This window comes from Paeniglutamicibacter gangotriensis Lz1y (assembly GCF_000348945.1).
In the GTDB taxonomy this organism is placed as follows: Bacteria; Actinomycetota; Actinomycetes; order Actinomycetales; family Micrococcaceae; genus Paeniglutamicibacter; species Paeniglutamicibacter gangotriensis.
Genome location: NZ_AOCK01000001.1, coordinates 295689 through 319131, shown reverse-complemented (window position 1 = coordinate 319131; position 23443 = coordinate 295689). Strand labels below are relative to the sequence as shown.

22 protein-coding genes are annotated in these 23443 nt (G+C 65.0%); 8 read left to right on the top strand and 14 right to left on the bottom strand.

Going from position 1 to position 23443, the window contains the following annotated elements; translation table 11 throughout:
- Positions 1-33: 33 nt before the first annotated feature.
- A complete protein-coding gene (locus tag ADIAG_RS01480) occupies positions 34-1179 on the bottom strand; it encodes a lipid II:glycine glycyltransferase FemX (RefSeq protein ID WP_043472598.1) in 1146 nt (381 codons plus the stop codon).
- 95 nt (positions 1180-1274) lie between these two features.
- Here ADIAG_RS01480 and ADIAG_RS01475 point away from each other — a divergent pair, with 95 nt between their 5' ends.
- The 3 genes from ADIAG_RS01475 (at position 1275) to ADIAG_RS01465 (ending at position 4363) form a co-directional block, all read left to right on the top strand.
- Positions 1275-1604, top strand: a complete 330-nt coding sequence (locus ADIAG_RS01475; protein ID WP_007269515.1) for a metal-sensitive transcriptional regulator — start codon at positions 1275-1277, stop codon at positions 1602-1604.
- Between the two features lie 64 nt (positions 1605-1668).
- Positions 1669-1992, top strand: a complete 324-nt coding sequence (locus ADIAG_RS01470) for a heavy-metal-associated domain-containing protein (RefSeq protein WP_007269514.1) — start codon at positions 1669-1671, stop codon at positions 1990-1992.
- 61 nt (positions 1993-2053) lie between these two features.
- Positions 2054-4363 (top strand): heavy metal translocating P-type ATPase, encoded by a 2310-nt coding sequence (locus ADIAG_RS01465; protein ID WP_007269513.1) that lies wholly within the window; start codon positions 2054-2056, stop codon positions 4361-4363.
- A gap of 99 nt (positions 4364-4462) precedes the next feature.
- Here ADIAG_RS01465 and ADIAG_RS01460 read toward each other — a convergent pair whose 3' ends face one another.
- Positions 4463-5431, bottom strand: a complete 969-nt coding sequence (locus ADIAG_RS01460) for an EamA family transporter (protein WP_007269512.1) — start codon at positions 5429-5431, stop codon at positions 4463-4465.
- 151 nt (positions 5432-5582) lie between these two features.
- Between ADIAG_RS01460 and ADIAG_RS01455 the strand changes: the two genes are divergently transcribed.
- Positions 5583-6137: a CGNR zinc finger domain-containing protein gene (locus tag ADIAG_RS01455; RefSeq protein ID WP_007269511.1), complete on the top strand. Its 555-nt coding sequence runs from the start codon at positions 5583-5585 to the stop codon at positions 6135-6137.
- Positions 6138-6197: 60 nt separating this feature from the next.
- Positions 6198-6527, top strand: coding sequence for a hypothetical protein (locus ADIAG_RS01450; protein WP_007269510.1), 330 nt, complete (start codon positions 6198-6200; stop codon positions 6525-6527).
- 73 nt (positions 6528-6600) lie between these two features.
- Here ADIAG_RS01450 and ADIAG_RS01445 read toward each other — a convergent pair whose 3' ends face one another.
- The 5 genes from ADIAG_RS01445 to ADIAG_RS01425 all read right to left on the bottom strand — a co-directional run bounded on the left by ADIAG_RS01445 (position 6601) and on the right by ADIAG_RS01425 (position 10723).
- On the bottom strand, positions 6601-7038 hold the full coding sequence (locus ADIAG_RS01445; protein ID WP_007269509.1) for a hypothetical protein: 438 nt from the start codon (positions 7036-7038) through the stop codon (positions 6601-6603).
- A gap of 116 nt (positions 7039-7154) precedes the next feature.
- Positions 7155-7460: a hypothetical protein gene (locus ADIAG_RS01440; RefSeq protein WP_007269508.1), complete on the bottom strand. Its 306-nt coding sequence runs from the start codon at positions 7458-7460 to the stop codon at positions 7155-7157.
- Between the two features lie 38 nt (positions 7461-7498).
- Positions 7499-8071 (bottom strand): DUF308 domain-containing protein, encoded by a 573-nt coding sequence (locus tag ADIAG_RS19760; protein ID WP_051059777.1) that lies wholly within the window; start codon positions 8069-8071, stop codon positions 7499-7501.
- A gap of 34 nt (positions 8072-8105) precedes the next feature.
- Entirely contained in the window at positions 8106-9326 is a 1221-nt protein-coding gene (locus tag ADIAG_RS01430) for an alpha-hydroxy acid oxidase (protein WP_007269506.1), read from the bottom strand.
- 62 nt (positions 9327-9388) lie between these two features.
- A complete protein-coding gene (locus ADIAG_RS01425; protein ID WP_007269505.1) occupies positions 9389-10723 on the bottom strand; it encodes an MFS transporter in 1335 nt (444 codons plus the stop codon).
- Between the two features lie 139 nt (positions 10724-10862).
- On the opposite strand from ADIAG_RS01425, the gene ADIAG_RS01420 reads away from it, so the two are divergent.
- Positions 10863-11522, top strand: coding sequence for a GntR family transcriptional regulator (locus tag ADIAG_RS01420; RefSeq protein ID WP_007269504.1), 660 nt, complete (start codon positions 10863-10865; stop codon positions 11520-11522).
- 9 nt (positions 11523-11531) lie between these two features.
- Here ADIAG_RS01420 and ADIAG_RS01415 read toward each other — a convergent pair whose 3' ends face one another.
- Positions 11532-12887, bottom strand: a complete 1356-nt coding sequence (locus ADIAG_RS01415; protein ID WP_007269503.1) for an MATE family efflux transporter — start codon at positions 12885-12887, stop codon at positions 11532-11534.
- A gap of 88 nt (positions 12888-12975) precedes the next feature.
- Here ADIAG_RS01415 and ADIAG_RS01410 point away from each other — a divergent pair, with 88 nt between their 5' ends.
- On the top strand, positions 12976-13701 hold the full coding sequence (locus ADIAG_RS01410) for a hypothetical protein (RefSeq protein WP_007269502.1): 726 nt from the start codon (positions 12976-12978) through the stop codon (positions 13699-13701).
- A gap of 2 nt (positions 13702-13703) precedes the next feature.
- Complete coding sequence (locus ADIAG_RS01405) at positions 13704-13988, top strand: transcriptional regulator (protein WP_007269501.1); 285 nt, start codon at positions 13704-13706, stop codon at positions 13986-13988.
- Here the strand turns inward: ADIAG_RS01405 and ADIAG_RS01400 are convergent.
- The 6 genes from ADIAG_RS01400 to ADIAG_RS01375 all read right to left on the bottom strand — a co-directional run bounded on the left by ADIAG_RS01400 (position 13980) and on the right by ADIAG_RS01375 (position 23364).
- Complete coding sequence (locus tag ADIAG_RS01400) at positions 13980-15221, bottom strand: MFS transporter (protein ID WP_007269500.1); 1242 nt, start codon at positions 15219-15221, stop codon at positions 13980-13982. The genes ADIAG_RS01405 and ADIAG_RS01400 overlap by 9 nt on opposite strands.
- 86 nt (positions 15222-15307) lie before the next feature.
- Positions 15308-16072, bottom strand: coding sequence for a CPBP family intramembrane glutamic endopeptidase (locus ADIAG_RS01395; protein ID WP_007269499.1), 765 nt, complete (start codon positions 16070-16072; stop codon positions 15308-15310).
- Positions 16073-16128: 56 nt separating this feature from the next.
- On the bottom strand, positions 16129-16773 hold the full coding sequence (locus ADIAG_RS01390) for a pentapeptide repeat-containing protein (RefSeq protein ID WP_043472911.1): 645 nt from the start codon (positions 16771-16773) through the stop codon (positions 16129-16131).
- A gap of 123 nt (positions 16774-16896) precedes the next feature.
- Entirely contained in the window at positions 16897-19107 is a 2211-nt protein-coding gene (locus ADIAG_RS01385) for an acyltransferase family protein (RefSeq protein WP_007269497.1), read from the bottom strand.
- Between the two features lie 444 nt (positions 19108-19551).
- Positions 19552-21630 (bottom strand): ABC transporter ATP-binding protein, encoded by a 2079-nt coding sequence (locus ADIAG_RS01380; RefSeq protein WP_007269495.1) that lies wholly within the window; start codon positions 21628-21630, stop codon positions 19552-19554.
- Positions 21631-23364, bottom strand: a complete 1734-nt coding sequence (locus ADIAG_RS01375; RefSeq protein WP_007269494.1) for an ABC transporter ATP-binding protein — start codon at positions 23362-23364, stop codon at positions 21631-21633.
- Positions 23365-23443: the final 79 nt, after the last annotated feature.

The window sequence follows — 23443 nt, the reverse complement described above, 5'->3', positions numbered from 1 at the left end:
AACCTATCGCACGGGCCGGATGGCGGCAGGCTCTTAACCGCGGTCCCGCATGGCCATGTATTTGTTGAAGCCCCATGCCAACGGTTTATTCAACGGAAGGTCCCATTCGCCCAGGGTCTGCACGATGTCACAGCCCATGGAGGTTTTGAAGTGGGTCAGTCCGGAGAGGTGATGGGCCTTGTCCAGCGTGGCAGAGACCCCGCCCTGGTCCAGGTAAATGCATCCCTCGGCCAACGAGTCGGTAATCATTCGGTGCACCAGCGCCTTGGGCGCGAAGAGCTTGCGTTCGGCGGAGCTGGAGGCACCGTAGAGGTACCAGGCCAGGTTGCCGCTGCGGACGCGGATGGCCGTGGCCAGGTCGACGCCCTCGTGCACCGCGAAATACAGGGTGCAGGACCCCGGGACCGCGGTGTTGAGTTCGTTCATCATGGTGCTGAAGTAGCTGGCTGGCCGACCGGAGAACTCGTTGCGGTCCGCGGTTTCTCGGTACAGTTCGTGGAAACGCTCCATGTCATCGGCCGTGCCGATCTGGATCTCCAGTGGTCCGCGGGCGCCCTTGCGCGTTTCGCTGCGCGCGGTCTGCGCGAATTGCGCCAGCACTCCGTCCAGTTCCAGCGCGTTGCCTTGTGCATCGATCAGTGGGATGCGTGCCACGAACTCCGGCTGGCCCGCGGCAAAGTCCTCGTTAACTTCCTGCTTGGTCCAGCCCGCTGAGGCGAGCTCGGCCGCTAGCTCCTCGGCCCTGGCGTCATGGCTCGAGACCTCGAGTTCAGGCATGAGCTTGTGCTCACCGCCGGAAAGCGCCTTGCGTGCGTCGGCGGCAGGCCAGGTGTTGCGCATCAGCCCCGGTCCCATGCGAACCAGGAAGACCTTGCGCTTGCGGAAGTGCTCAATCATCGGCTTTAGGACGGCATCGGTGCCGTTGTCTGCCCAGTCCACGACGGGTCCGTCTGGCAGGTAGGCCAAGGTGTGGCCGATGACCGGGGCCGCGCGGTGCAGGACCAGTGCGGCTCCCACAAGTTCATCGTCATTGAACCAGCCCAGCGATTCGGATCCCCAACCACCCTTGACGCGGGCCCACTCGGGGCGCTGCAGGAAACTGACTCCCGGGCGGCCGTCGAGAAACGAATTGTGTTCGGTGGAGGTGATGGTGCGGAGCGAAAGCTGGTTCTGTGTCACCGGGACAGCATAGCAACGAAGACTTGAGGGCCAATCCCAGCGCATACCCCCAGGGGGTAGTTGACAAGATACCCCTCAGGGGTATTATTGGTGTCATGGAGAACATTGCCGCCGCCGTGGATACCCACGTTGATCACGGATATACAGCCAACAAAAATGCCCTGCTGAAACGATTGAGCCGCATTGAGGGGCAGGTTCGCGGGGTGAGCAAGATGGTCGACGAGGAAAAGTACTGCATCGACATCCTCACCCAGATCTCGGCGATCAACGCGGCCCTGCACAAGGTCAGTCTCGGCCTTGTCGAAGACCACGTCGCACATTGTGTGGTCAACGCCGCAACGCAATCCATCGAAACCGGTGACCGCAGCCATGTGAACGAGAAGGTCGCAGAGGTCACCACGGCCATCGGCCGACTGCTTCGCTGAGACCGCGGCACTGAACTCCGCACTGATCCCCTACCCACTGATCCCGACCCCCAGGAGAACCACCATGAGCGAAACATCAAGCTGCGGTTGCGGCGGCTGCGGCTGCGGCGACACCGATAATTCAGGACTCACCATCACCATGCGACCGGAGGACACCATGACCCAGAACCAGACCACCCTGAAGATCGACGGCATGACCTGCGGACACTGCGTTTCCTCCGTGACCGAGGAGCTTCGTGAAGTCGACGGCGTTACCGACGTCGAGGTCATTCTCTCCGCCGGAGGAACTTCCACGGCCACCGTCACCACCAGCGCGCCGGTGGATCCTGCGATCCTCACCCAAGCGGTCGCGGAGGCCGGCTACACCGTCGTCCCCGCCGACGCCTAAGCCCGCCAACTCGACGCCGCAGGGCGCTTTCGCCAGCAGCGGCCCACCCAGGAACGGACCCATGAGCAACGACACCGCCTTCCCCACTAACCAACGCATCATTGAACTGGATATCCAGGGCATGACGTGCGCTTCGTGCGTGGGCAGGGTCGAACGCAAACTCGGCAAGATCGACGGCGTCGAGGCGCTGGTCAACCTGCCGCTCGAATCGGCGCGAATCACCGTCCCGACAAGCGTGAGCGATGAGCAGATCATTGCCACCGTCGAATCCGCCGGATACCAGGCGGCACTGAAGGTCGATAGGTATGCGCCAGCTGCACCCGCCGCACCGGAGACCTCCCCCGCGGGCACGGCACCGTCAGCGCCGGAGCAGCCCGCTTCGGAGCGCAAGGTGCGAGGCATGAACCATGCCGCGCAACCGGCCGGCAGCGACCTGAAGAAACGACTGGTCATCGCCGCGATATTTACGACTCCGTTGTTCGTCATCTCGATGATTCCCGGGGCACAGTTCCCGCACTGGGGGTGGGTGGCCCTGGTGTTGGCTACGCCCGTAACTTTCTGGTCGGCTTGGCCCTTCCACCGTGCCGCCGCCATCAATGCACGGCACCTGGCCTCGACCATGGACACCTTGGTATCCATCGGTGTGCTGGCCGCTTACTTCTTCTCTCTTTGGCAGCTGCTGCTGGACCCGAACATCACCGCGCATACCGGCATGGCGATGAGCGAACACGCGCTGTACTTCGAGACCGCCGGAGTGGTTGCCACGTTCCTGCTGCTGGGCCGCTGGCTGGAGGCCCGCTCCAAGTCGAAGGCCGGCGACGCGCTGAAGACGCTGCTGGACCTGGGTGCGAAGGAAGCCGTGGTGCTGCGCGACGGTATCGAAGTGAAGATCCCCGCAGCCGAGCTGGTGCCCGGCGACGAGTTCGTGGTGCGCCCCGGGGAGAAGATCGCTACCGACGGCTTTGTCGTCACGGGTCACTCGGCCGTAGATACCGCCCTGGTCACCGGTGAATCGGTGCCCGTGGAGGTGGGCCCGGACGACACCGTCATCGGCGCCACCATCAACGCCTCCGGTCGACTGCTGGTGCGTGCCACCCGCGTCGGAACGGATACTACGCTGGCGCAAATGGGCAGGCTGGTGTCCGAGGCGCAGACCGGCAAGGCACCGATCGCCCGGCTCGCGGACAAGATCTCGTCGGTTTTCGTGCCGATCGTGCTGTTGATCGCCGCACTGACCTTCGTGCTCTGGATGGTTCTCTCCGGCGACCTGCACTCGGCGTTCACCGCCGCCGTGGCCGTGCTGGTCATCGCCTGCCCATGTGCTTTGGGGTTGGCGACGCCGATCGGGCTCTTGGTCGGAACCGGGCGCGGGGCCCAGCTGGGCATTCTGATCCGCGGGCCGCAGGTCCTTGAGGACACCCGCAAGATCGATACCGTGCTGCTTGATAAAACCGGAACCGTGACCGAAGGAAATCTCGCGGTGACCTCCGTTTCACCGGCAACCGGGTTCACCTCCGAGATGGTGCTGGCCCTGGCCGGCGCCGTGGAATCCGGTTCCGAGCACCCCATCGCCCACGCCATTGTGGCCGCGGCACGCGCCACGGATCCACTGGCAGAGTCGACGGACTTCGGCTCTGCACCCGGCGGCGGCGTGCGCGCCACGGTCGATGGACAATCGGTGGTGGCGGGCCGGGAAAGCTGGCTCAAGGAGAACGGCATCGAACTTACCAAGTCGAACCGTGAGAATTTGAGTGCGGCGCAGGCCACCGGCGCTACCTCCATCATGGTGGGTATCGACGGCGTCTTCGCCGGACTGGTCAACCTGACCGACACCATCAAGGAATCCTCTGCCTCGGCCATTGCCCGGCTCCGGGAGCTTGGACTGCGCCCGGTGCTGCTCACCGGCGACAACGCTGCGGTGGCCAAACAGGTGGCGCAGAAGGTCGGTATCGCCTCCGAAGACGTCTTTGCCGACGTGTTCCCTGAGGGCAAGGCCCAGGCAGTACGCAAGCTGCAGAGCGAAGGCCGGGTCGTTGCCATGGTCGGTGACGGCGTGAACGACGCACCGGCACTGGCACAGGCCGACCTGGGCATCGCCATGGGATCGGGCACCGACGTCGCCATCGAGGCGGCCGACCTGACCATCATGGGCAACGACCTGGCGCAGGTCGTCCAATCGATCGAGCTCTCCCGCAAGACGCTGCGCACCATCAAGACGAACCTGTTCTGGGCTTTCGCCTACAACACCGCCGGCATCCCGATTGCTGCCTTGGGTTTCCTGAACCCGATGCTCGCCGGTGCGGCAATGGCCGCCAGCTCGGTGCTGGTGGTTGCCAACTCGCTGCGTCTGCGCACCTTCGGGCGCAAGTAGCTCGCCCGACATTAGGGTCTGAACGGTGCGCCGTCCCGTGGTTTCACCAACCACGGGGCGGCACACCGTTTTGTCCGTTTCCGGGGCGCATTCCCCGCGCTACGGGCTACGCATCTCATCGGCGCGTACCAACAGCACGCCGCCAACAATCAGCACGCCTCCTAGCAATTGGATCCCCGCGGGCAGCTGGCCCAGCAAGAGCCACGCCCACAACACGGCAAAAAGCACCTCTGTCAACGAAATGAACGACGCCAGTTTCGAGCCGAGCGCGCGGGCGGCCATGATCCCGGAGACGTAGGCCAGCACGGTGGAGAAAATCACCAACCCGCCCAGTGCCACCCACCACTGGGTTTCCCACTGCGCCAACCGCACCGGGACAAAGGTCATCTTCATCTGCACCAGGCCGCAAAGCGCCAGCAACCCCATGGTTCCGGCCCCCACCAGCAATCCCCCGGAGGCCAACACGATCGGCGGCAGCGCGCCATCAACTCGCGCGCTGACGAAGAAATAGACCACCAGGCCCACCGCTGCGCCCAGGCCCCAGAGCACTCCGATCGGGTCCACCTTGGTGTCCCCGGCCAGGTCAAGCACCAGCACCAGGCCGGCCAGCGAGAGCAAGGCGCCACCGATGGTCATGGCCTTGGGGCTCTTGCGGAACCTGATCCAGAGAAAAAGCACGATGAGCACCGGTGCTAGGTACTCCAAAAGCAGCGCGACCCCGACATCGAGGCGTTCGACGGCCAAGAAGTAGAAGAACTGGCAGGCGCCAACCCCGAAGAGCCCAAAGAGCAGGATCGACTTCCAATTGGAAGCGATCAGCGGCCACTTGCCGCGCATCACCAGCAGCGTGGGAACCAGCAAAACCAGGGCAGCCCCGGCCATGCGCAGGGTCACCGCCGCGGCAGGACTCCACCCGGCCTCCAGCAATGCCTTGGCGAAGGAACCGGAGACGCCGAAGACGGCGGAGGAGAACAGCGCGACTCCGACGCCGCCCAGTCGCGGGGCGCGCGGGCTTGTTGCCACTGGCTCAGGCTGAAGCCGGTGCGTGGTGATCTCTTCGCGTGGCACGGGGTAACGCTCCCTGGTGGGTCTTGGCGGAATCCGACGTAGGAGTGGCCATGGATGCCAAATCGACTGTCAGGAGTAAAGTTCGGTATGCTCATGACACTAGATCTTGCCCGGTTCATCCGTCAATCCCCGTAGCCACACAGGAGTCACATTGATCTTTGCCCCTGACACGGAAGCCTCGTTGGGCACCGTCGTGGCGCTCATCAACACCGCCATCGCCGAGACGGACGCGTTGCTCACCTCTGCAGACCTCGAGGAGTTCCTCAATGAGCAAGGGTTCACCGGTTCACGTACGCGCAACGACGCGGAGCTTCGTTCGGTCCGCCAGTTGCGCTCCCAACTGGGCGAAATCTGGGTGCTCGACGAGGACCAAGCCGTCGAGGCCGTCAACAACATCCTGCGCACAGCGCGCGCCCTACCCCAGCTGATCAGGCACGACGGCTGGAACTATCACATCCACGCGACCACCCCCGAGGCCCCACTCAGCGAACGCATGGCCGTGGAAGCCGCGATGGCCCTGGTCGATGTGCTGCGTTCAGCGGAGTTGAGCAGGCTCAGGACTTGCGCCGCCAGCGACTGCGAGGCGGTCTTGCTGGATCTGTCACGTAACCGGTCCAAGCGCTACTGCGACACCGGCAACTGCGCCAACCGCGAGCACGTGCGCGCATATCGGCAACGTAAATCCCAGCAAAAATCGGGTCTCTGAACATACACTGGAGCCAAAGGGACGAAAAGGCATTCGGCCCGCCGATCGGAGGAGGACCCCGTGAACAGCGAAGAAATCCCGCAGCAACATGCATCCGAGGAATACGAAGTCGACCTGGAAAAATCCAATGACGGCCCGATGCGCGCCGCCACCCGCTGGGCCGCGGGCCTGGTGGACGCCTTCTTCGGTGGAGACGGATCCGATGCCGTTGGAGCAGCCGTAGTGGTCCACCGGATCGACAACGACGCCGAGGTGCTGCGCATCAACGCCGGCAGCATCGAGGAGGCCGAATCTCTGGTGGCCATGGTGCGCTCCGATTTGGAGGATTTGGGGCACGACGAGTTCCTGGACCGCTGGGGCGGACGCGACGGCGCCGAACCGGCACTCTAGTTAGGCGCTGCCCGGCCGGCCCGGACGAGTGAAGAGCTCCCGCCGCCCGGCCCGCACCGGGGAGCGGGAGGAACTAACCTCTGGTCCGGAAGGTCCGCTCCGAGCGCTTGATCATGGGAATGAAGACCAACAGCCCCAAGGCTGAGATGAATGCCCCGGTCAGCGCGGGCAGGATGTCGACAAAGAAACGCCCGTAGGCCAGCGTGATGCCCCCTAGAGCTGCCGCGAAGCCAAGCAGCTGCGCGGCCATCTTGTTTCCCGGTACCAGCCGCTGGATGATCGCCTCGGCCAGCGAGTCCATCATCATGACGCTGATCAATGCCAGCACACAGATCGGCACGATCCAGGGCAGTGCGCCATCCCTGATCGCTCCTGCCCCATGGATCATGACGCTCAGGCCCACGCCCGCAATGAACGGCAATGCCACAAACACCAGCACACCGACCAGAAGCCCGCCGACCACCAACCACCCGGCCAGTTTCCCTCCCGGAGTCGCTTGTTCGGCTGCCATGATTCTTCCTGGTCCTTGGAACCCACGCAGGATCCCGATCGCGTCGTTAAACAACGTCGCCGCCCGGGCAAACCCGGGCGGCGACGTTCAACAGGAACGGAGGATGTCCGTCTCCCTTATTTCTTGGTCTCTGGCTTCTCATCCGGAGTGGCAGAGGCGCGGTTGATGCCCGATCCAGTGCCCATTTCCTCTGGATTTTCCTTGCCGGCCATGGTCATCACGGAGATGACCAGCAGGCAGGCGACAAATGCTACGCCGAAGGCGATGAGGCCGATGTCGATCCGCAGCGGGTTTTCGGACCCGCCGGTTGCGGAAATCGTCGCGATGACTCCGGCGATAATGGCCATGACCAAGGAGAAGGACAGCGGCGCCTTGATGCTCTGCTGCCAAGATTTTTTCTGCTCGGCTGGGTTGTTGCCCACGGAAGGCCCTCCTACAAGTTTTTGGTTCAACATCTAGTCTAACTCCAAAGCCCGGGCTCGGGTTCCTTGGCCGCATGACGCAGCCCGAACGCGGAAATCAGTTCGAACACCGCCAGGATGATCGCTCCTCCACCGGCCAAGCCCAACAGACCGTGAGCGTCCAGATCGAGTCCCAGCAACAGCGATCCTCCGACGCCCAACGACACGAACCCGGTGACCAGCTGGTCACGGTAGGGGGCAAATGCGTTGCGGTGCTTCACGAACACCAGGATTTCCAGCAGCCCGGCAAGGATCCACGCGGCTGCCGCGGCGATCGCAACTACCAGCGTCTCGGGCCGGAATGCCATCACCAGCCCGGCGATGATCATCGCCACTGCGGCCACTGCGTACGGTCCGCGCACCGATTTCGGGGCACTGGGAGCACTGGCGTAGTCCCAGATGAATTTGGAGCTGATCACCATGAAGGCAGCCAGCGAGTAGGCCAGCACCTGATTGGTTGCGGAGGGCCAGAAAATGGACAAGAGCGCGAAACCTGCGGCGGTCGCGGCGCGCCCCATGACGGGGGCTGCTACTTCGGCGGCAATGGTTGCGGGGATTTTTACTGCAGGCACGCCCGCCAGTCTACCGGCACCGAGCCATGCGCCCCTATTCGCCCCCGGGCCGCCGGCGGATCAGTTCCGGGCCCAGGTCCGCGATCGTCGCGGCACCCATCAACTGCATGTTGACCCTGATTTCTTCGGCCAACAGCTCGATGACCCGCTCCACGCCCTGCTCGCCTCCGGCCATCAGGCCGTAGAGGTAGGCCCGTCCGATCAGAACGAAGTCCGCACCGGCACAGAGCGCGGCGACAATGTCCGCCCCGGACATGATGCCCGAGTCCATGATCAGCTCAACCTGATCGCCCACCTCGGCACGCACCTCGGCGAGCGCTTCGAAGGAGACCGGTGCGCGGTCCAACTGGCGTCCGCCGTGGTTGGAGACCACCAGACCGTCGGCCCCTGCATCGATGGACTTGCGCGCGTCCTGGGCGGTGAGCACGCCCTTGACAAAGAGCTGCCCGTCCCAGATGGAGCGGATCCACTCCAAGTCCGCGAAGGAGAGCGTCGGGTCGAACATCGAGTTGATCAGCGTGGGCAGATCTGTGGCGCTGTTGGACAGCGAAGCGAACTTCAGCGAATCGGTGGTCAGGAAGTTGAACCACCATTCGGGGCGGTAGGAGGCGTCCAGCACCGTCTTGAAGTTCAGTTTGGGCGGGATGACCATGCCGTTGCGCACATCGCGCAGGCGCTGTCCGGCCACCGGGGTGTCGACGGTGACCAACAAGGTGTCATAGCCCGCTGCTGCGGCGCGCTGCAGCAGTGCACGGGATTTCTCGCGGTCCTTCCACAGGTAGAGCTGGAACCAGCGCCGGGACTCCGGGGCCGCTGCTGCTACTTCCTCCAAGGACCGGGTGCCCATGGTGGACAGCGAGAACGGGATGCCGGCGGCGGCCGCTGCGCGCACGGCCCCGGTCTCCCCCTCGGCGTGCATAAAGCGGGTGAACCCGGTCGGGGCGATGCCGAAGGGCAATGCGGAGGCTTCCCCGGCGATGGCGGTGCTGAGGTCCGGTTCGGCGGTGCCGTGCAGGATCCGCGGGATCAGCTCCACCGAGTCGAAGACCTCGCGGGCGCGACGGGTCGTGAGTTCGCGCTGCGCGGCGCCGTCCACGTAGTCGAAGGCCGGGGTGGGGGTGCGCCGCTTGGCGATGGCCCGCAGGTCCCAAACGTCGGCGGCCTTGGCCAGGCGCGCTGCGCGCCGGTCCAGGGATGGGGCCTCGAACTTCATCAGCGAGCGGAGTTCGGAAATCTGCGGCAGGCGACGTTTCATGGGTGATGTTCCGGCTTTCTGTGGGTCATGAGGTGGAGAGGGGGTTCGACGCGGAGGCCGGCTCAGGTGTTGGAGGGAACGCGCATCGAGAGCAGCACGGCAATCGCCGAGGAGAGGCAGCAGGCCAGCAGGTAGCCAGCGGCCAGATGGGTCTTGCCATCGGCGGCGGTGACCAGTGCTGCGGCAATCAGCGGGCTGAGGCCAGCCACCAAGGCACCGTTGGTTTCGCGGGCCACCCCGATGCCGCTGAGCCGACGCTGCGGCGGGAAGAGGTTGGTGAGGAATGCTCCCTGCGCGCCACTGGTGGCAGGGATGACCAGCCCGTAGCCCAGCGCGATCGCGGTGAAGGCCAAAGCGAAGCTACCGGCGGTCAGCAGCCCGAATATCGGGTAGGCCAGGGCCGCGCCCATGAGAGATCCGGCGAGCAGCACCTTCGGCGCCCCGAATCTGTCCGAGAGCCATCCACCCACCGGGGTCAGTGCGACGGAGACCAGTGAGCCCAGGGTGACGGCCAGCAGGGCGTCGGGCTTGGCCAGGCCCACCAGTGGGGAGGTCATCAGACTCAGCGCGTACACGGCCAGAATGTAGTTCATGGCGTTGTGACCGGTGATCGAAAAGAACCCGATCAGCACCTGGCGCCAGTCCCTGGCCAATACGTCGCGCAGCGGGGCGCGGGTCTTGGTGCGTTCGGCCGCTGCCGTGGCGATGGCCGCGGAGTACTCGGGGGTCTCTTCGAGCCGGTTACGGATGTACAGCGCTAGCACGAAGAGCACCGCCGAGACCAGGAACGGGAGACGCCAAGCCCAGCCCAGCAGCACCTCGGTGCCCAGGGCGGAGACGGCGAAGAACGCGAAGGTGGCCAGGGCGATGCCGGCCGGCGGGGTGGAAAGCACCAATGAGGTGTAGAAGCCGCGCCGTTTCGGCGGGGCGAACTCGGCCACCAGGGTCATGGCCCCGGCCAGCTCGGCACCGGCACCAAAGCCCTGCAGCAACCGCAGGATGACAAGTAATAGCGGCGCTGCGGCGCCGATCGCGGCACTGGTGGGCAGCAGCCCCACGCCCACGGTGGCCACGCCCATCAGGATAATGGTGAGCATCATGGCCGGTCGGCGACCGTATTTATCGCCGATATGTCCGACGATGACCCCGCCCAGCGGTCGTGCCACGAAGCCGACCGCGAAGGTCGCGAACGCCATCAGGGAGGCGGCGGAGGCCACTGATTCGGAGAAGAAGAGCGGGGCGATGACCAATCCTGCCGCAGCCCCGAAGAGGGCGTAGTCGTACCACTCGATCACGGTCCCCAGCACCGCGGCGAAAAGTGCGCGGCGCCCGGCCGGGGTGAGACGCTGGGCCTCGGCGGGCCGTTCCTCGGCGCGCAGCCCGGGTTGGTTGGTCATCGTCGAGACTCCTGCGTTCACCTACATGAAAAAATACCTGAAAGATATTTCTAACAGGCAGGTAGTATCTTTTACAAGGGCTGAGAACACACCAAGGCCAATATGACGCCGACGGATACCCGCACCGAGGAGTATGACGATGAGTGGATCGCTCACCGATCGCATGGTCGTGAAGCTGCGCGAGGCCATACTCACCGGGCAGCTCGCCCCGGGCAGCATCGTCGTCGAGCCGCGCTTGGCGCAGGAATACTCCGTATCCAAGACCCCGATCCGTGAGGCGCTGCGCCTGCTGACCAGCCAGGGATTGCTCACGGTGCTGCCGAAGAAGGGCTATCTGGTGCGCACCATGAGCCTGAATGACGTGCAGGAAACTCTTGATCTGCGCATGCTGCTCGAACCGCACGCGGCCGCGGCCGCCGCCGGATTCCTGCCACAGCAACTCCTGGGCGACCTGCGCGGGCTCCTGGACACCCAAGCGGAGCTCTCCGAGCGCGATCCACTGGCCGCCATGGACGCTGCCCAACGGTTCCATCAAGGAATCGCGGACGCCTCACGCAACACCAGGCTCGCCGAATCGCTGCACCGCTGCTTCGATGAGACGGCACGCGCCCACCACGTGCTCCCGGGGCTGCAGTCCTACATGGGCGTTCCCACCGAGCTCAAGGAACACGAAGCGATCTATGCTGCCATCGCGGCGGGCGATGCTCGGTCGGCGAACGATGCCATGGCCACGCACCTGCGTTCGATCCGCACGGCCATGGCCCAGCAGTTCACCGATCCCGGCAGCCTCTGGGCCTAGCGGCTCTACCTAGGCGCCTAGGAGCATCCATTTGTCGTTTCGCACCCGCCAAGACAAGGTTGCGGCGCGAGCCAGCATGAAGCCCAGCCCGAAGGCCACCCAGATCCAGCTGACGGCCGAGACCCCGCTGTGCTCGAAGAGCGTGACGATGAAGAGCATCGGCAGGTAGGCCAGCAGGTTGAGCATGCCCGCCACGGCCAGGTAACGCGCGTCCCCTGCCCCGATCAGCACCCCGTCGAGCACAAATACCAGTCCGCAGATGGGCTGGGATGCGGCAAGGATCCATACCCCGACCATGGTGGCCGAACGCACCGATTCATCGGTGGTAAACAGCGCGCCGACAAACGGTGCGATGATCGCCAGCAGCGCGCCGGTAGCCAGCCCGAAGTACACACCCCAACGCGACATGGTCCGGGTGAGCCGGTTAACCTGGCCGGCGTTCCCCGCGCCCAGCTCCTTGCCGATCAGCGCCTGCGCGGCGATGGCCAGGGCGTCGAGCGCAAAGGCCATGAACGTGAAGATGGTGAACACCAACTGGTGGGCGGCCAGCGTCAGGGCGCCCTGCCCGGTGGCGACCCAGACCGTGGCCAGCAGGGCCAGGCGCAGGGACAAGGTGCGCAGCATCAGCCAGGAGCCAACCTGCCCGGTGCTCAGCACGCCGCGAGGGTGCGGAGCCAGGGACTGCCCGGCGGCCCGGATCCGTGGCACCAGCATCCACAGGTACACCGCCGCCATCCCCCATTGCGCGATCGAGGTGCCCAGTGCCGCGCCGGCAACGGACATCCCCAGTGGGTAGACCAGGATGAAGTTCAGGGCAATATTCGCGGCGAAGCCGATTCCGGCTACGTACAGCGGGGTTTTGGTGTCCTGCATGCCGCGCAGCACCCCGGTGGCGGCGAGCACCAGCAGCATCGCGGGGATGCCGAAGGTCGAATATTGAATGTAGTCCACCGCGAACTCACGGACCTCCCCGGTGGCCCCCATGGCACCGGCCAGCGCCCCGGCGCCGAAGTAGCCGCCCAGCGCCAGAATGATGCCCAGCCCGACGGCGAGCCAGATCCCGTCACGCCCCGCGGCCATGGCCCGGCCCATGTTCCCGGCCCCGATGGCCCGGGCCACCGCGGGGGTGGTGGAGTAGGCCAGGAAGACCATCAGTCCCACGGCGGTCTGCAGAACCGTGGTGCCCAGGCCGGCCCCGGCCAGCTCGTTGATGCCTAGGTGGCCGATGATGGCCATATCGGCCAGCAGGAAGAGCGGCTCTGCAATGAGCGCGCCGAGGGCGGGAATTGCCAACGCCAGGATGGTGCGTCCCAACCCGCGCGCGGAATCGGGGGCCGTGACCTGGTTTTTGGCGGTTTCTTTCACCTCTCCAGACTACCGGGGCCCCGGTAGCGCCGGGTGTCGGAGATTTTTTCTCCAACACTCTTGACACAAACTGGTTTGCGTTACAAACTTGTTTGCAGATGCATCACGGTTTGTCACACGGCACACCGCCACCATCCACCGAAGGACGGCCGCCAGGAACACTAACCAGTCACCCACCGAAGAACCGGCACTCGACCCCCGAGCTGCCCTGGCCTCGCTGAACCAGGCCGCGGCCACCACCCGCGCCTCCATCGAACCAAACACCGCGGTGATCTACTTCGTCTGGGCCGCCGCCTACCTGCTGGGCTACGGCCTGCTGCATGGCGCGGCCTTCGGCTGGCTGCCACTGGCCTACGGCACCGCACTGGTCATTGGTGCAGTGATCCTGCTCGCCGCCATCACCTACACCGCGGTGGCCGGCATCCGCTCCAGCTCCCAGATCCGCGGGGACTCCACGTTCGCCGGCATGGCCTACGGGATGAGCTGGATGGGCGGCTTCCTGATCGTCGCACTGTTCTCCATCGTCATCTCCCGGCTGCTGGCCGATGAGCACCTGCTGGTCACCGGCTGGCTGATCAACTCCGTGGCCATCCTGGTGGTGGGCATCATGTACATGGCCGGTGCGGCGATCTTCGGCGACCGCTCGATGTTCCTGCTGGGTGTCTGTTTCACCGTGCTCAACGCCGCGGGACTCATCGCCGGGGCCTCGGCCTTCATTTCGATCTTCGCCATCGGCGGCCCGATCCTCTTCGTGGCTGCAGGCATCACGATGCTCGTGCTGCGCCGCCGCGAATCCTCCGGGACGGTGAAGTAGCCATGGCAGAGCTTGATCCGGTGATCCACGCCGACGCCAGGCTGCGGGCCATGTCGGCCCTGAATACCCTGGGGTTGCACGAATCCATTGCCTTCCCGAAGTTGCGCGAAATCCTGGGCATGACCGCAGGGAACCTCTCCACGCACCTGCGCAAGCTCGAAGACGCCGGGTACATCACGGTACAGAAACTCATCGAAGGCAGGAGCCCCGCGACCTATGTGGGCATCACCGCCACCGGCGTCGCGGCCTTCGAGGCCTATAAAAAGCAGCTCCTGGAGCTACTCTGATCCATCACCAGCGGGGCGGCGCTGGCGCAGCCCCGCCAGTGCCAGCGCGGCGGCTACCACCAGCAGCGCGGCCACGGCCAGCACCAGACCGGGCCAATCCGCGGCATTAAACGCTAGACCGATGACCCAACCAAAGAGCGAAGACCCAGAATAGTAGGCCAGGTTGTACAGGCTGGCAGCCTGCGCCCGGCCGCCGACACCCAGCAACGGGATCCAGCCGCTGGCCACCGAATGCGCGGCAAAGAACCCGGCGGTGAACACCAGCAGCCCAACAATCACCGCCGGCAGGAAATCGGCCAATGTCACCACTAGTCCCGCGGCCATCAACCCGGTGGAACTCAACAGCACCGGAAGCCGGCCGAAGCGCGCCACCATCGCCCCGGATGTTCGGGAGGACCAGGTCCCGGAGAGGTAGGCGATGAACACCAGCGACGCCAGCGAGGCCGGGATCAGGAACGGGGGACCTTCAAGCCGGAACCCCAGGTAGTTGTAGACCGCCACGAAGCCGCCCATAAGCAAAAAACCCTGCGCGTACAGCACCAGCAACGGACCCTTGCGCAGGTTCATCCACAGCTTTTTCCACAGGGGGATGCGGTGCGGACTGCGCCAGGGCACCGGGGTGAAACCGCGCGGCTTCGGAGCCAGGGCGATGAACACACCCGCGGCAATCGCGGCCAGCACCGAAACCACCAAGGTGCCCACCCGCCAGGAAACAAACTCGCTCAGCGGCCCGGCGACCAACCGCCCGGCCAGCCCGCCCAGCGTGGTCCCGGAAATGTAGGTGCCTGCTGCCACGGCCGAATGCAGCGCGGAGATCTCCTCGGAGAGGTAGGCCAGCGCGACGGCCGGGATCCCACCCAAGGCCAGGCCCTCGATGAAGCGCAACACCAACAACCATTCGAATCCCGGGGAGAACGGGACCACCAGGCCCAGCACCACCGCTGCCAGCACGGCGATCGTCATCGTGCGCAGGCGCCCCATCCGATCGGCCATCAATGACCAGAACAGCACCGAGGTCGCCAGGCCCAGGGTCGCCGCGGAGACCGCCAGCGCCGCATCGGCCTCGGTGACCGCCAGGTCGCGGGCCAGTTCCGGCAGCACACCTTGGACCGAGTAGAGCTGGGAGAAGGTAGCCACCCCTGCGGCAAAGAGCGCCAGGATCATCCGGCGGTAGCCGGTGCTGCCGCGGAGATGTCCGTGCCACGGGTTCCCCGGGCCGGGATCGGTACTCACTGGTGCTCGTGCTTCCTTCGTGATGTAGATAGGGTATCGCCGACTGGGGCTCGGTGCGGGACGTGGCGCCGGGAGCCCTGCCGCTGCTATTGCTGGATCAGCGGCAGCACCGTGTAGCTGAGGCTCAGCGCCACGGCGTTGTTGAACACGTGGAACACATAGGAGTAGGCCAGCGATTTTCCGGTGAGTACATAGGCCACCGACATCACGATGCCCAGCATCGTATAGGGGACCGCACTGGTCACGTCGAAGGAGCCTGCCCCCACAAAGTGCAGCCCGGTGAACAGCACCACCGAGATCGCCACGCAGAGCCACACATTGAGCCGGCGGCTGAGCTTGCCGATGAGCAGGTGGCGGAAGATATATTCCTCCACGAACGGGCCCATGATCGCGGTGACCACAAACATCGTCAGAAACGGTACCGACTGGGTCATCCCCTCGATGGCCAGCTGATTCTCGCTCTTGACCGGGTCCCCCAAGGAAACCAGCACGATCGCGCTGATGATCAGCGAGCCCAGCCAGCCACCGGGGATCATCAGATATTTGACCCATGGATAGTAGGTGAAGGTGGCGAAGGAGGTGCGCAGCGCCTCGAAGCCCATGATCATCGCGCCGGTGAAGACCACCACGTACATGATCAGGTTCACCCCGAACTGCGCGGACTCGGCATCCTTGAACGCCTCGACGAACCCGGGCAGCAGGGTCAGCGCCCCGGCGGCGCCGAAGATGAATAGCACCACGTAGATGCCCAGCACCACCACGTCCCCGCGCTTCATCGGACCGGGGTCGAAGACCGGTTGCCGGCGGCGAGGTGCTGGGGCCCAGGGGTAAGGGTGGTGCGGTTGCTGCATGGTTTCCACCTTATCGATCTCAACGCTGCCCGGTGTACCGCCGGACGCCGCGGGTGCTATTCGACGCGCAGGCCCAGTTCGTTGGCCAGGATCGGGGCCAGGTCCAGGAGCTGCTCGAAGCTCACCGTGGCGCCCTTGAGTGCCGAGATCCCCGAGAGGGTGCGCAACCGGGCCCCGCGCAGGTCGACGTCCTTAAGCTTGGCCCCGTTCAGCGCCAGGGTGTCGATGGTGCAGTCGATGAAGGTGACCCGTTCCAGGTTCGCTCCCCCGACATCAAGTTCCTCGATGTGCACGTCACGAAATTCCACGTCCTTGATCTTCGCCCGGCGCAGGTTCAGGTAGCCGAGCTTGGCCCTCTCGAAGCGCACCGAACGGAAGGTGGCACCGTAGAGTTCCGCGGAGCCGATGCGTCCGCCGATGACCGCGGTGTTCCACCAGCCGGAGTCAGGGGCCTCGAGCACCGGGGCGTTGACCTCTTCGATGAGGCAATCGCCGAACGTCACCCGCGTCATCGGTGCCCCCTGCAGAGACACCGCACGGAAGTGGCATTCGGTGAAGACCGCGTCCTCTAAGTCCACCCCGGCCGCGTCGTCGGAGACAAAAAGCAGGCGCTCGGCACGGCCGTCGGCTTCCAGACCCGTCAGGTCCCCCGATCCGGTGGTGACCGGCTCCTTGAAAACGGGCAGGCGGGGAGCTTTCACGGGTGCAGGCATGGGCAATAGCTTATGCGTCGATGCCGATGGTTCCGCGTGAGCGCGCGCGTTGGCTTTCTCACCTGTCCCCGGCTTGACTCCACGCAGCGCACCGTGGCGGGGTTGTTGCGCTCAGTCACCGGCGGCGAAGGCCGGGTCCCGGCCCAGTTGCTGGGCCAGCATCGGAGCCAGCGAGGCGGAGAAGTCATGGGAGAGGTGCGACTGGTCGTAGTAGGTGATCAGCGAGCCGATGACGGCGAAGCAGGTTTCCTCCGAGCAGATCGAATCGGTCAGATCCGCCCGCACGATGCCGGCCGGAGCACTGTCACTTTGAAGTGCCTTACCCAGGTTGTGCCTGATCGACAGGCCCTGCTTGCGGCTCACCGCGCAGGCCAGCGGGTCTTCGGGGTTCGACGCGACGCAGGTGGGGATGTTCTTGTTGCCCAGCCGCGGCACCTCATCGATCACCGCGACCCTCTTGCCGGCATCGCTCCACTGCTGCCACAGGCTGGTGAAGCCCTCGGTGGCAGGGTCGCTGAACTCGTAGCCCGGGGAGGAGACCCAGGAACGTTTGTTGCCCTGCGCCGCGACGATGACCGCGTCAAGCTCGGGATCGGCTGCGAGCTTTGGGCCCAGCGCCCGCACCGATTCGGTGCACAGGCGTTCGGCGGCGGCACTGAGCTGATCCGAGCCCTTGAGCTTCGCGACCGACGGCGAGCAGCCCGAGCGGATGTGGGTGGTGATTTCCCAGTCGCGCTGCGTGGCGATTTTTACCAACGCCGGCAGCCAGGCCGAGGCGTGCGAGTCCCCCACCACTGCCACACGCAGCGTGGGGTTTGTGCTGTTTCCCAGCTTGCAGCTGGACTCGCCCACCTGCAGCGTGTCGGTTTCGCAGCCCGGGTACAAGGCAGCACGCACCTGCTGGGAGACCGCGACGGCCGAGGGCCAGGGCGCGAAGTGAGAGGCCACCGGCTGGCAGTCTTGCGGGTGCTCCAGGGAACCGGCGCCGTAGCACGTGGAACCCGCATCCATCCGGGGCAGGTTGGCGCTTTGCGCCGAGGCGGCGGTGCCTGCCCAGGACACCGAAGCCAGCACCAGCATCCCGGCCAGGGCGAAGATGAACGCGTTGCGCACCGGTTTCAGCCACGCTCCGAAGCGCAGTGGGTCCTCGATGAGCAGCTGGGAGGCCCAGGCCAGGGCCAAGGTCAGCGCCAGGATGCCGGCCTCGTGGTACCACTTGGGTTCGGCGTGCAGCACAAACGGGGCGACGATGATCAGCGGCCAATGCCACAGGTAGGCGCCGTAACTCAGGTCCCCGACCTTGTGCATCGGCCAGATGGACAGCCAGGTGGAGTGGGAGAAGAAGCGCAGCCCGGGCCGGTAAGTGCCGGCCGCCGCCAGTACCGCTGCGGTCCCGAGCACCGGGACCAGGCCCATGGTGCCGGGGAAGCGGGTCTCGGTGGGGATCAGCACCGCACCTGCGATCAGCAGTCCGATGCCGCTCCAGCCCAGCAGGAACCCTGGCGCACCGCCGATACCGCGGTTGACGCAGAGCAACGCGACCACGCCGCCGGCGGCAAACTGCCAGGCGCGGCCTGCGGTATCGAAGTAGGCAGCTTGCGGGCTGGCGGCGGTGACCCAGAGTCCGTAGGCAAAGGACAGGAGCATGATGGCGCCGATGACGACCAGGAAGAGCCTGCGGGTGCCGATCCCGGCGAAGGTGTGCCGCCCGATGCTGGTGCGTTTCCCGAAGCGGGGCACCAGCTTCCCGGCCAGGAACCCGGCGCCCACCAGCAGCAGCGGCCAGGCGAGGTAGAACTGTTCCTCCACGGACAGTGACCAGTAATGCTGTACCACGGTGGCCATTTGTCCTGCGGCGGAATAGTCGGTGGCGTCGGCAACCAGCGCCCAGTTCTCCACGTACAGGCCTGCCGCGGCGATGTGTTTGAACATGGTGCCGTGTTCGGTGGCGGGGATCAAGAAGTACACCGCTCCGGCACCGGCCAGCAGCACCGTGAAGGCCAGCGGCAGCAGCCGCCGGATGCGCCTGGCCCAGAAGGTGGCAAGTTTGATGGTGCCGGTGGCGCGCATTTCGCGGAACAGGTGCGCGGTGATCAGATACCCGGAAATCACGAAGAACATGTCGACGCCGATGAATCCGCCGCTCAGCGCGCCGGGGCGCAGGTGGTGGATGATCACCATCAGCACCGCGATCGCTCGCAGACCTTGGATGTCGGCCCGGAACCCCATCGAGGAGCCGTTGCTATTGTCCTGCCGACCGGCCGTCGCGGTCGTGGTTTGGGGCGGGGTTTGCTGCGGGGCGGAGCCGGTTCGAACTGTCACTTGCGCAAGCCTAGCGCATAGGAATAGGCGGCGATTTTGATGCCACCAGTGTGAAAACAGGGATGCCGCGCGTCTTCGGTGTCAGGGCGGCTTGCCACACGCACGCTGCCAAGGCCATCCAAGACATGAACGTTCCGGCGCTGGTATATCTGGTTGCGCATGAGCGCGCACTCGCTAAACGGTCGGGGTCCGGACGTTCCCAGGTAATCCTTGACGGGTTTCGAAGTGATAGCAAGGCCGCTCCTTACTATCACTTTCCTCGGATCTGGCAGGAGGGTGAACTCTTACTGCCAGATCCGAGGAAACCATGGTGCCCGCCGCACCACCGCTGGCTCTTGATCCAGCGCCCCGGGCCCAATACGACAAGGGTGCGGGACCGATGCAATGAATTGACCATCGGTCCCGCACCCTTGCGTGCAGCTGCTTGGTAGCTATGCTTCGGGCCTAACCCTTGATATCCTCCGGAGCCGTCTCACTGGGCTCGAGGCCCGTCAGCACCGGGGCTCCCCCGGTGGCGGGGTCGGCATCGACATCCTCGGCCGGGCCGGCGAACTGCGACTGGTACAGCCGGTAGTAGGCTCCTCGGGCGGCCAACAGCACCTTGTGGTTGCCCTGCTCCACGATCTTTCCCTCTTCCATCACCAAGATGGTGTCGGCGTCGCGGATGGTGGACAGGCGGTGTGCAATCACGAAGCTGGTCCGATCGCTGCGCAGCGCCGCCATGGCGTGCTGCACCAACAGCTCGGTGCGGGTATCCACGGAGCTGGTCGCCTCATCGAGGATCAGCAGCGACGGGTTGGCCACAAAGGCGCGGGCGATGGTGATCAGCTGCTTCTCACCTGCAGACACGTTGGTGCCTTCCTCATCGATGACCGTCTCGTAGCCATCGGGCAGGGCCCGGACGAACCGGTCCACGAAGGTGGCCTTGGCCGCTTCGTAGACTTGATCGTCGGTGGCATCCAGCCGGCCGTAGCGGATGTTCTCCATAATGGAGCCGCCAAAGAGCCAGGCGTCCTGCAGCACCATGCCGACCTTGGAGCGCAGATCCGCACGCGAAATTGCTGTCACGTCGACCCCGTCCAGGGTGATGGACCCGGAGTCCAGCTCGTAGAAGCGCATGACCAGGTTCACCAGCGTGGTTTTGCCCGCGCCGGTGGGTCCCACGATGGCCACGGTATGCCCGGGGTGCGCCTCGAAGGACAGCGACTCAATCAGCGGCTTGTCCTCCGAGTAGGAGAAGGAGACGTCGCGGAATTCGACGTGGCCGTCGGTGCGGGCCGGCAGCTTATCGGTGGGATGATCCGGATCCTGTTCCTCGGCATCCAGCAGCTCGAAGGTGCGCTCGGCGGAGGCGACACCGGATTGGAGCATATTGGCCATCCCGGCCATCTGCCCCAACGGCTGCGTGAATTCGCGGGAGTACTGGATAAATGCGGTCGCATCGCCCAGGGACATCTGCCCCGAGGCCACCCGCAGGCCGCCCACCACCGCGATGCCGACGTAGGCCAGGTAGGAGACGAAGTTCATCACCGGGAAGATCATCCCGGAGACAAACTGGGCACCGAAGGAGGCCTTGTAGAGCTCCTCGTTCTTCGTGCGGAAGTGCTCGAGCATGTCCTCTTCGCGCCCGAAGACCTTCATCAGGTCATGTCCGGAGAAGGACTCCTCGATCTGCCCGTTGAGCGCACCGGTGTTTTTCCACTGGGCGGTGAACAGGCCCTGGGCGCGGGAGCCGATGACCCCGGCGGCCACGGCGGACAGCGGCAGGGCGATCAGCGCGATCAGCGCCATCTGCCAAGAGACGATGAACATCATGATCACGATGCCCACCACGGTGAGCAGGGATTGGACCAGCTGGCTGATCGCCTGCTGCAGCGCGTTCTGGATGTTATCCACGTCGTTGGTGACTCGCGAGAGCAAATCCCCGCGCTGGCGGGTGTCGAAGTAGTTCAGCGGCAGCCGGTTGAGCTTGGTTTCCACGTCGCGGCGCAACCCGTAGACGACCTTCATCACCAGCCGGTTCAGCACCCAGCCCTGCACCCACATGAACAACGAGGAGACGAAGTACATGGCCAGCACGATCAGGATGTAGCGGCTCAGCAGCTCGAAGTCGATGCCGACCCCCGGGACCAGGTCCATCTTCGAGAACATCTCGGCCAGGTCGTTCTGCCCGGAGTCGCGCAGCTGCGCGATGACCTGATCCACCGGCACGTTGGCCGGCATGTTCCCGCCGATGGCCCCGGCGAAGATCACGTCCATGGCCTTGCCCAGGATCTTGGGGGCGATGACGGCCAGCACGACGCCTGCCGCGACGAAGAGCAGGACGATGGACATGCCGAGTTTTTCGGGGGCGAGCAAGCCCACCAGGCGCTTGGCCGAGGGCCAGAAGTGTTTGGCCTTGCGCACGGGTGCCGCATCGCCGAACACGTCGGAGGCGCCGGCGGTATCGAACTCGTCGACTTCCTCGATCCCGTCGGGATTGTCCACGACTGCCGTGGATGATTCCTTGGTACGTTTCGCCATTTAGGCCACCTCCTCCACTGCCAGCTGGCTGGTCACGATTTCTTGATAGGTTTCCGAGGACTCCAGGAGCTCCTCGTGTGTTCCGCGGGCCACGATCTCCCCGTGGTCAAGGACCAGGATCTGGTCCGCTGCGATGATCGTGGAAACGCGTTGGGCGACGATGATGACCGCCGCGTCCTGGGTCGGTTCCTTCAAGGCGGCACGCAACCGAGCGTCGGTGGCCACGTCCAGGGCGGAGAAGGAGTCGTCGAAGAGGTAGATCGCCGGTTTGGCGGCGAGGGCCCGGGCGATGCACAGGCGCTGGCGCTGCCCGCCCGAGACATTGGTACCGCCTTGGGAGATCTTCGAGTCGAGCCCGTCCTCGCGCGCGGCGACGAAGGACTCGGACTGGGCGGTGCGCAGGGCATCCCAGAGTTCTTCTTCGGTGGCCGCGTCGGCGCCGAAGCGCAGGTTGGAGGCGACGGTGCCGGAGAACAGGTAGGGGCGCTGCGGCACGGTGGCCACGGCGGTGGACAGCTGGGCGCGGGTCAAATCGGTGACAGGAGCCCCGCCGACCAGCACCTGGCCCTGGCTCGCGTCGTAGAGCCGCGGAATCAGATTCAGCAGCGTGGACTTGCCCGAGCCGGTGGACCCGATGATGGCGGTGGTTTCCCCGCGCTTGGCGGTGAAGGAGATGTTATTGAGCACCGGGGCCTCGGCACCTGGGTAACCGAAGGTGACCTTGCGGAACTCGACGGTTCCGGGCTCGGCCATTTCGGCGACGTGTTCGCTCTGGTCCGACAGGGAGGGGACCATCGTGGTGACCTCGTCGATGCGCTCGGCGCAGACGATGGCGCGCGGGATCATCATGGCCATGAAGGTGCCCATCATGACGGCCATGAGGATTTGCAGCAGGTACTGCAGGAATGCTGTCAGCGCGCCGATCTGCATCGATCCGGTTTCCACGCGGTGTCCGCCGAACCAGAGCACGGAGGCGGTGGCGATGTGCAGGATCATGCCGATCAGCGGGAACATCAGCACAAAGAGGTTGCCGACCTTCACACCCACGCGGGTGAGCTTGGCGTTGGCTTCCTCGAAGCGTTCGGTTTCATGCGGTTCGCGCACGAAGGCACGCACCACGCGGATGCCGGTGATTTGCTCGCGCAACACCCCGTTGATTCCATCGATGCGGTCCTGCATCTGGCGGAAGAGCGGCATCAGGAAGATGACCAGGGTGCCGACCACCACCAGCAGCACGGGTACCGAGACCCAGACCAGCCAGGACAGTCCGACGTCCTCGCGCAGCGCCATGATGATGCCGCCGATGCACATGATGGGGGCCGAAACCATGAAGTTCAGACCCATCAGCACCAGCATCTGCACCTGCTGCACGTCGTTGGTGCCGCGGGTGATCAAGGTGGCGGCGCCGAACTTGTTCACGTCTTGCGCGGAAAACCCTGTGACGGATTCGAAGACCGCATGGCGCAGGTCCCGGCCGATGGCCATGGCGGTTTTGGCACCGAAGTACACGGCGGCAATGGCAGTAATGACCTGCACGAAGGCAACGCCCAGCATGACGCCACCGGTGCGCCAGATGTAGTCGGTGTCGCCCTTGACCACGCCGGTGTCAATAATGCGTGCGTTGAGACTGGGCAGGTACAGGGTGGCGATGGTGGTGGCGAGCTGAAAGAACAGCACGGCAACAATCCACCACTTATAGGGTTTCGAATGTCGAAGTATGAGCTTTAAGAGCATCTGGCGGGTGTCCTCATGGTTTTCCGGCCCCGCGTTTCCACCGTGATCCGATGGCTCCCACAAGGCTGCAACGCGGCAC

Coding starts and splice junctions, on each gene's coding strand:
- ADIAG_RS01375 (WP_007269494.1), bottom strand. CDS start 23,364: ATGCTCTTAAAGCTCATACTTCGACATTCGAAACCCTATAAGTGGTGG.
- ADIAG_RS01465 (WP_007269513.1), top strand. CDS start 2,054: ATGAGCAACGACACCGCCTTCCCCACTAACCAACGCATCATTGAACTG.
- ADIAG_RS01395 (WP_007269499.1), bottom strand. CDS start 16,072: ATGCAGCAACCGCACCACCCTTACCCCTGGGCCCCAGCACCTCGCCGC.
- ADIAG_RS01445 (WP_007269509.1), bottom strand. CDS start 7,038: ATGGCAGCCGAACAAGCGACTCCGGGAGGGAAACTGGCCGGGTGGTTG.
- ADIAG_RS01405 (WP_007269501.1), top strand. CDS start 13,704: ATGGCAGAGCTTGATCCGGTGATCCACGCCGACGCCAGGCTGCGGGCC.
- ADIAG_RS01380 (WP_007269495.1), bottom strand. CDS start 21,630: ATGGCGAAACGTACCAAGGAATCATCCACGGCAGTCGTGGACAATCCC.
- ADIAG_RS01430 (WP_007269506.1), bottom strand. CDS start 9,326: ATGAAACGTCGCCTGCCGCAGATTTCCGAACTCCGCTCGCTGATGAAG.
- ADIAG_RS01425 (WP_007269505.1), bottom strand. CDS start 10,723: ATGACCAACCAACCCGGGCTGCGCGCCGAGGAACGGCCCGCCGAGGCC.
- ADIAG_RS01420 (WP_007269504.1), top strand. CDS start 10,863: ATGAGTGGATCGCTCACCGATCGCATGGTCGTGAAGCTGCGCGAGGCC.
- ADIAG_RS01475 (WP_007269515.1), top strand. CDS start 1,275: ATGGAGAACATTGCCGCCGCCGTGGATACCCACGTTGATCACGGATAT.
- ADIAG_RS01470 (WP_007269514.1), top strand. CDS start 1,669: ATGAGCGAAACATCAAGCTGCGGTTGCGGCGGCTGCGGCTGCGGCGAC.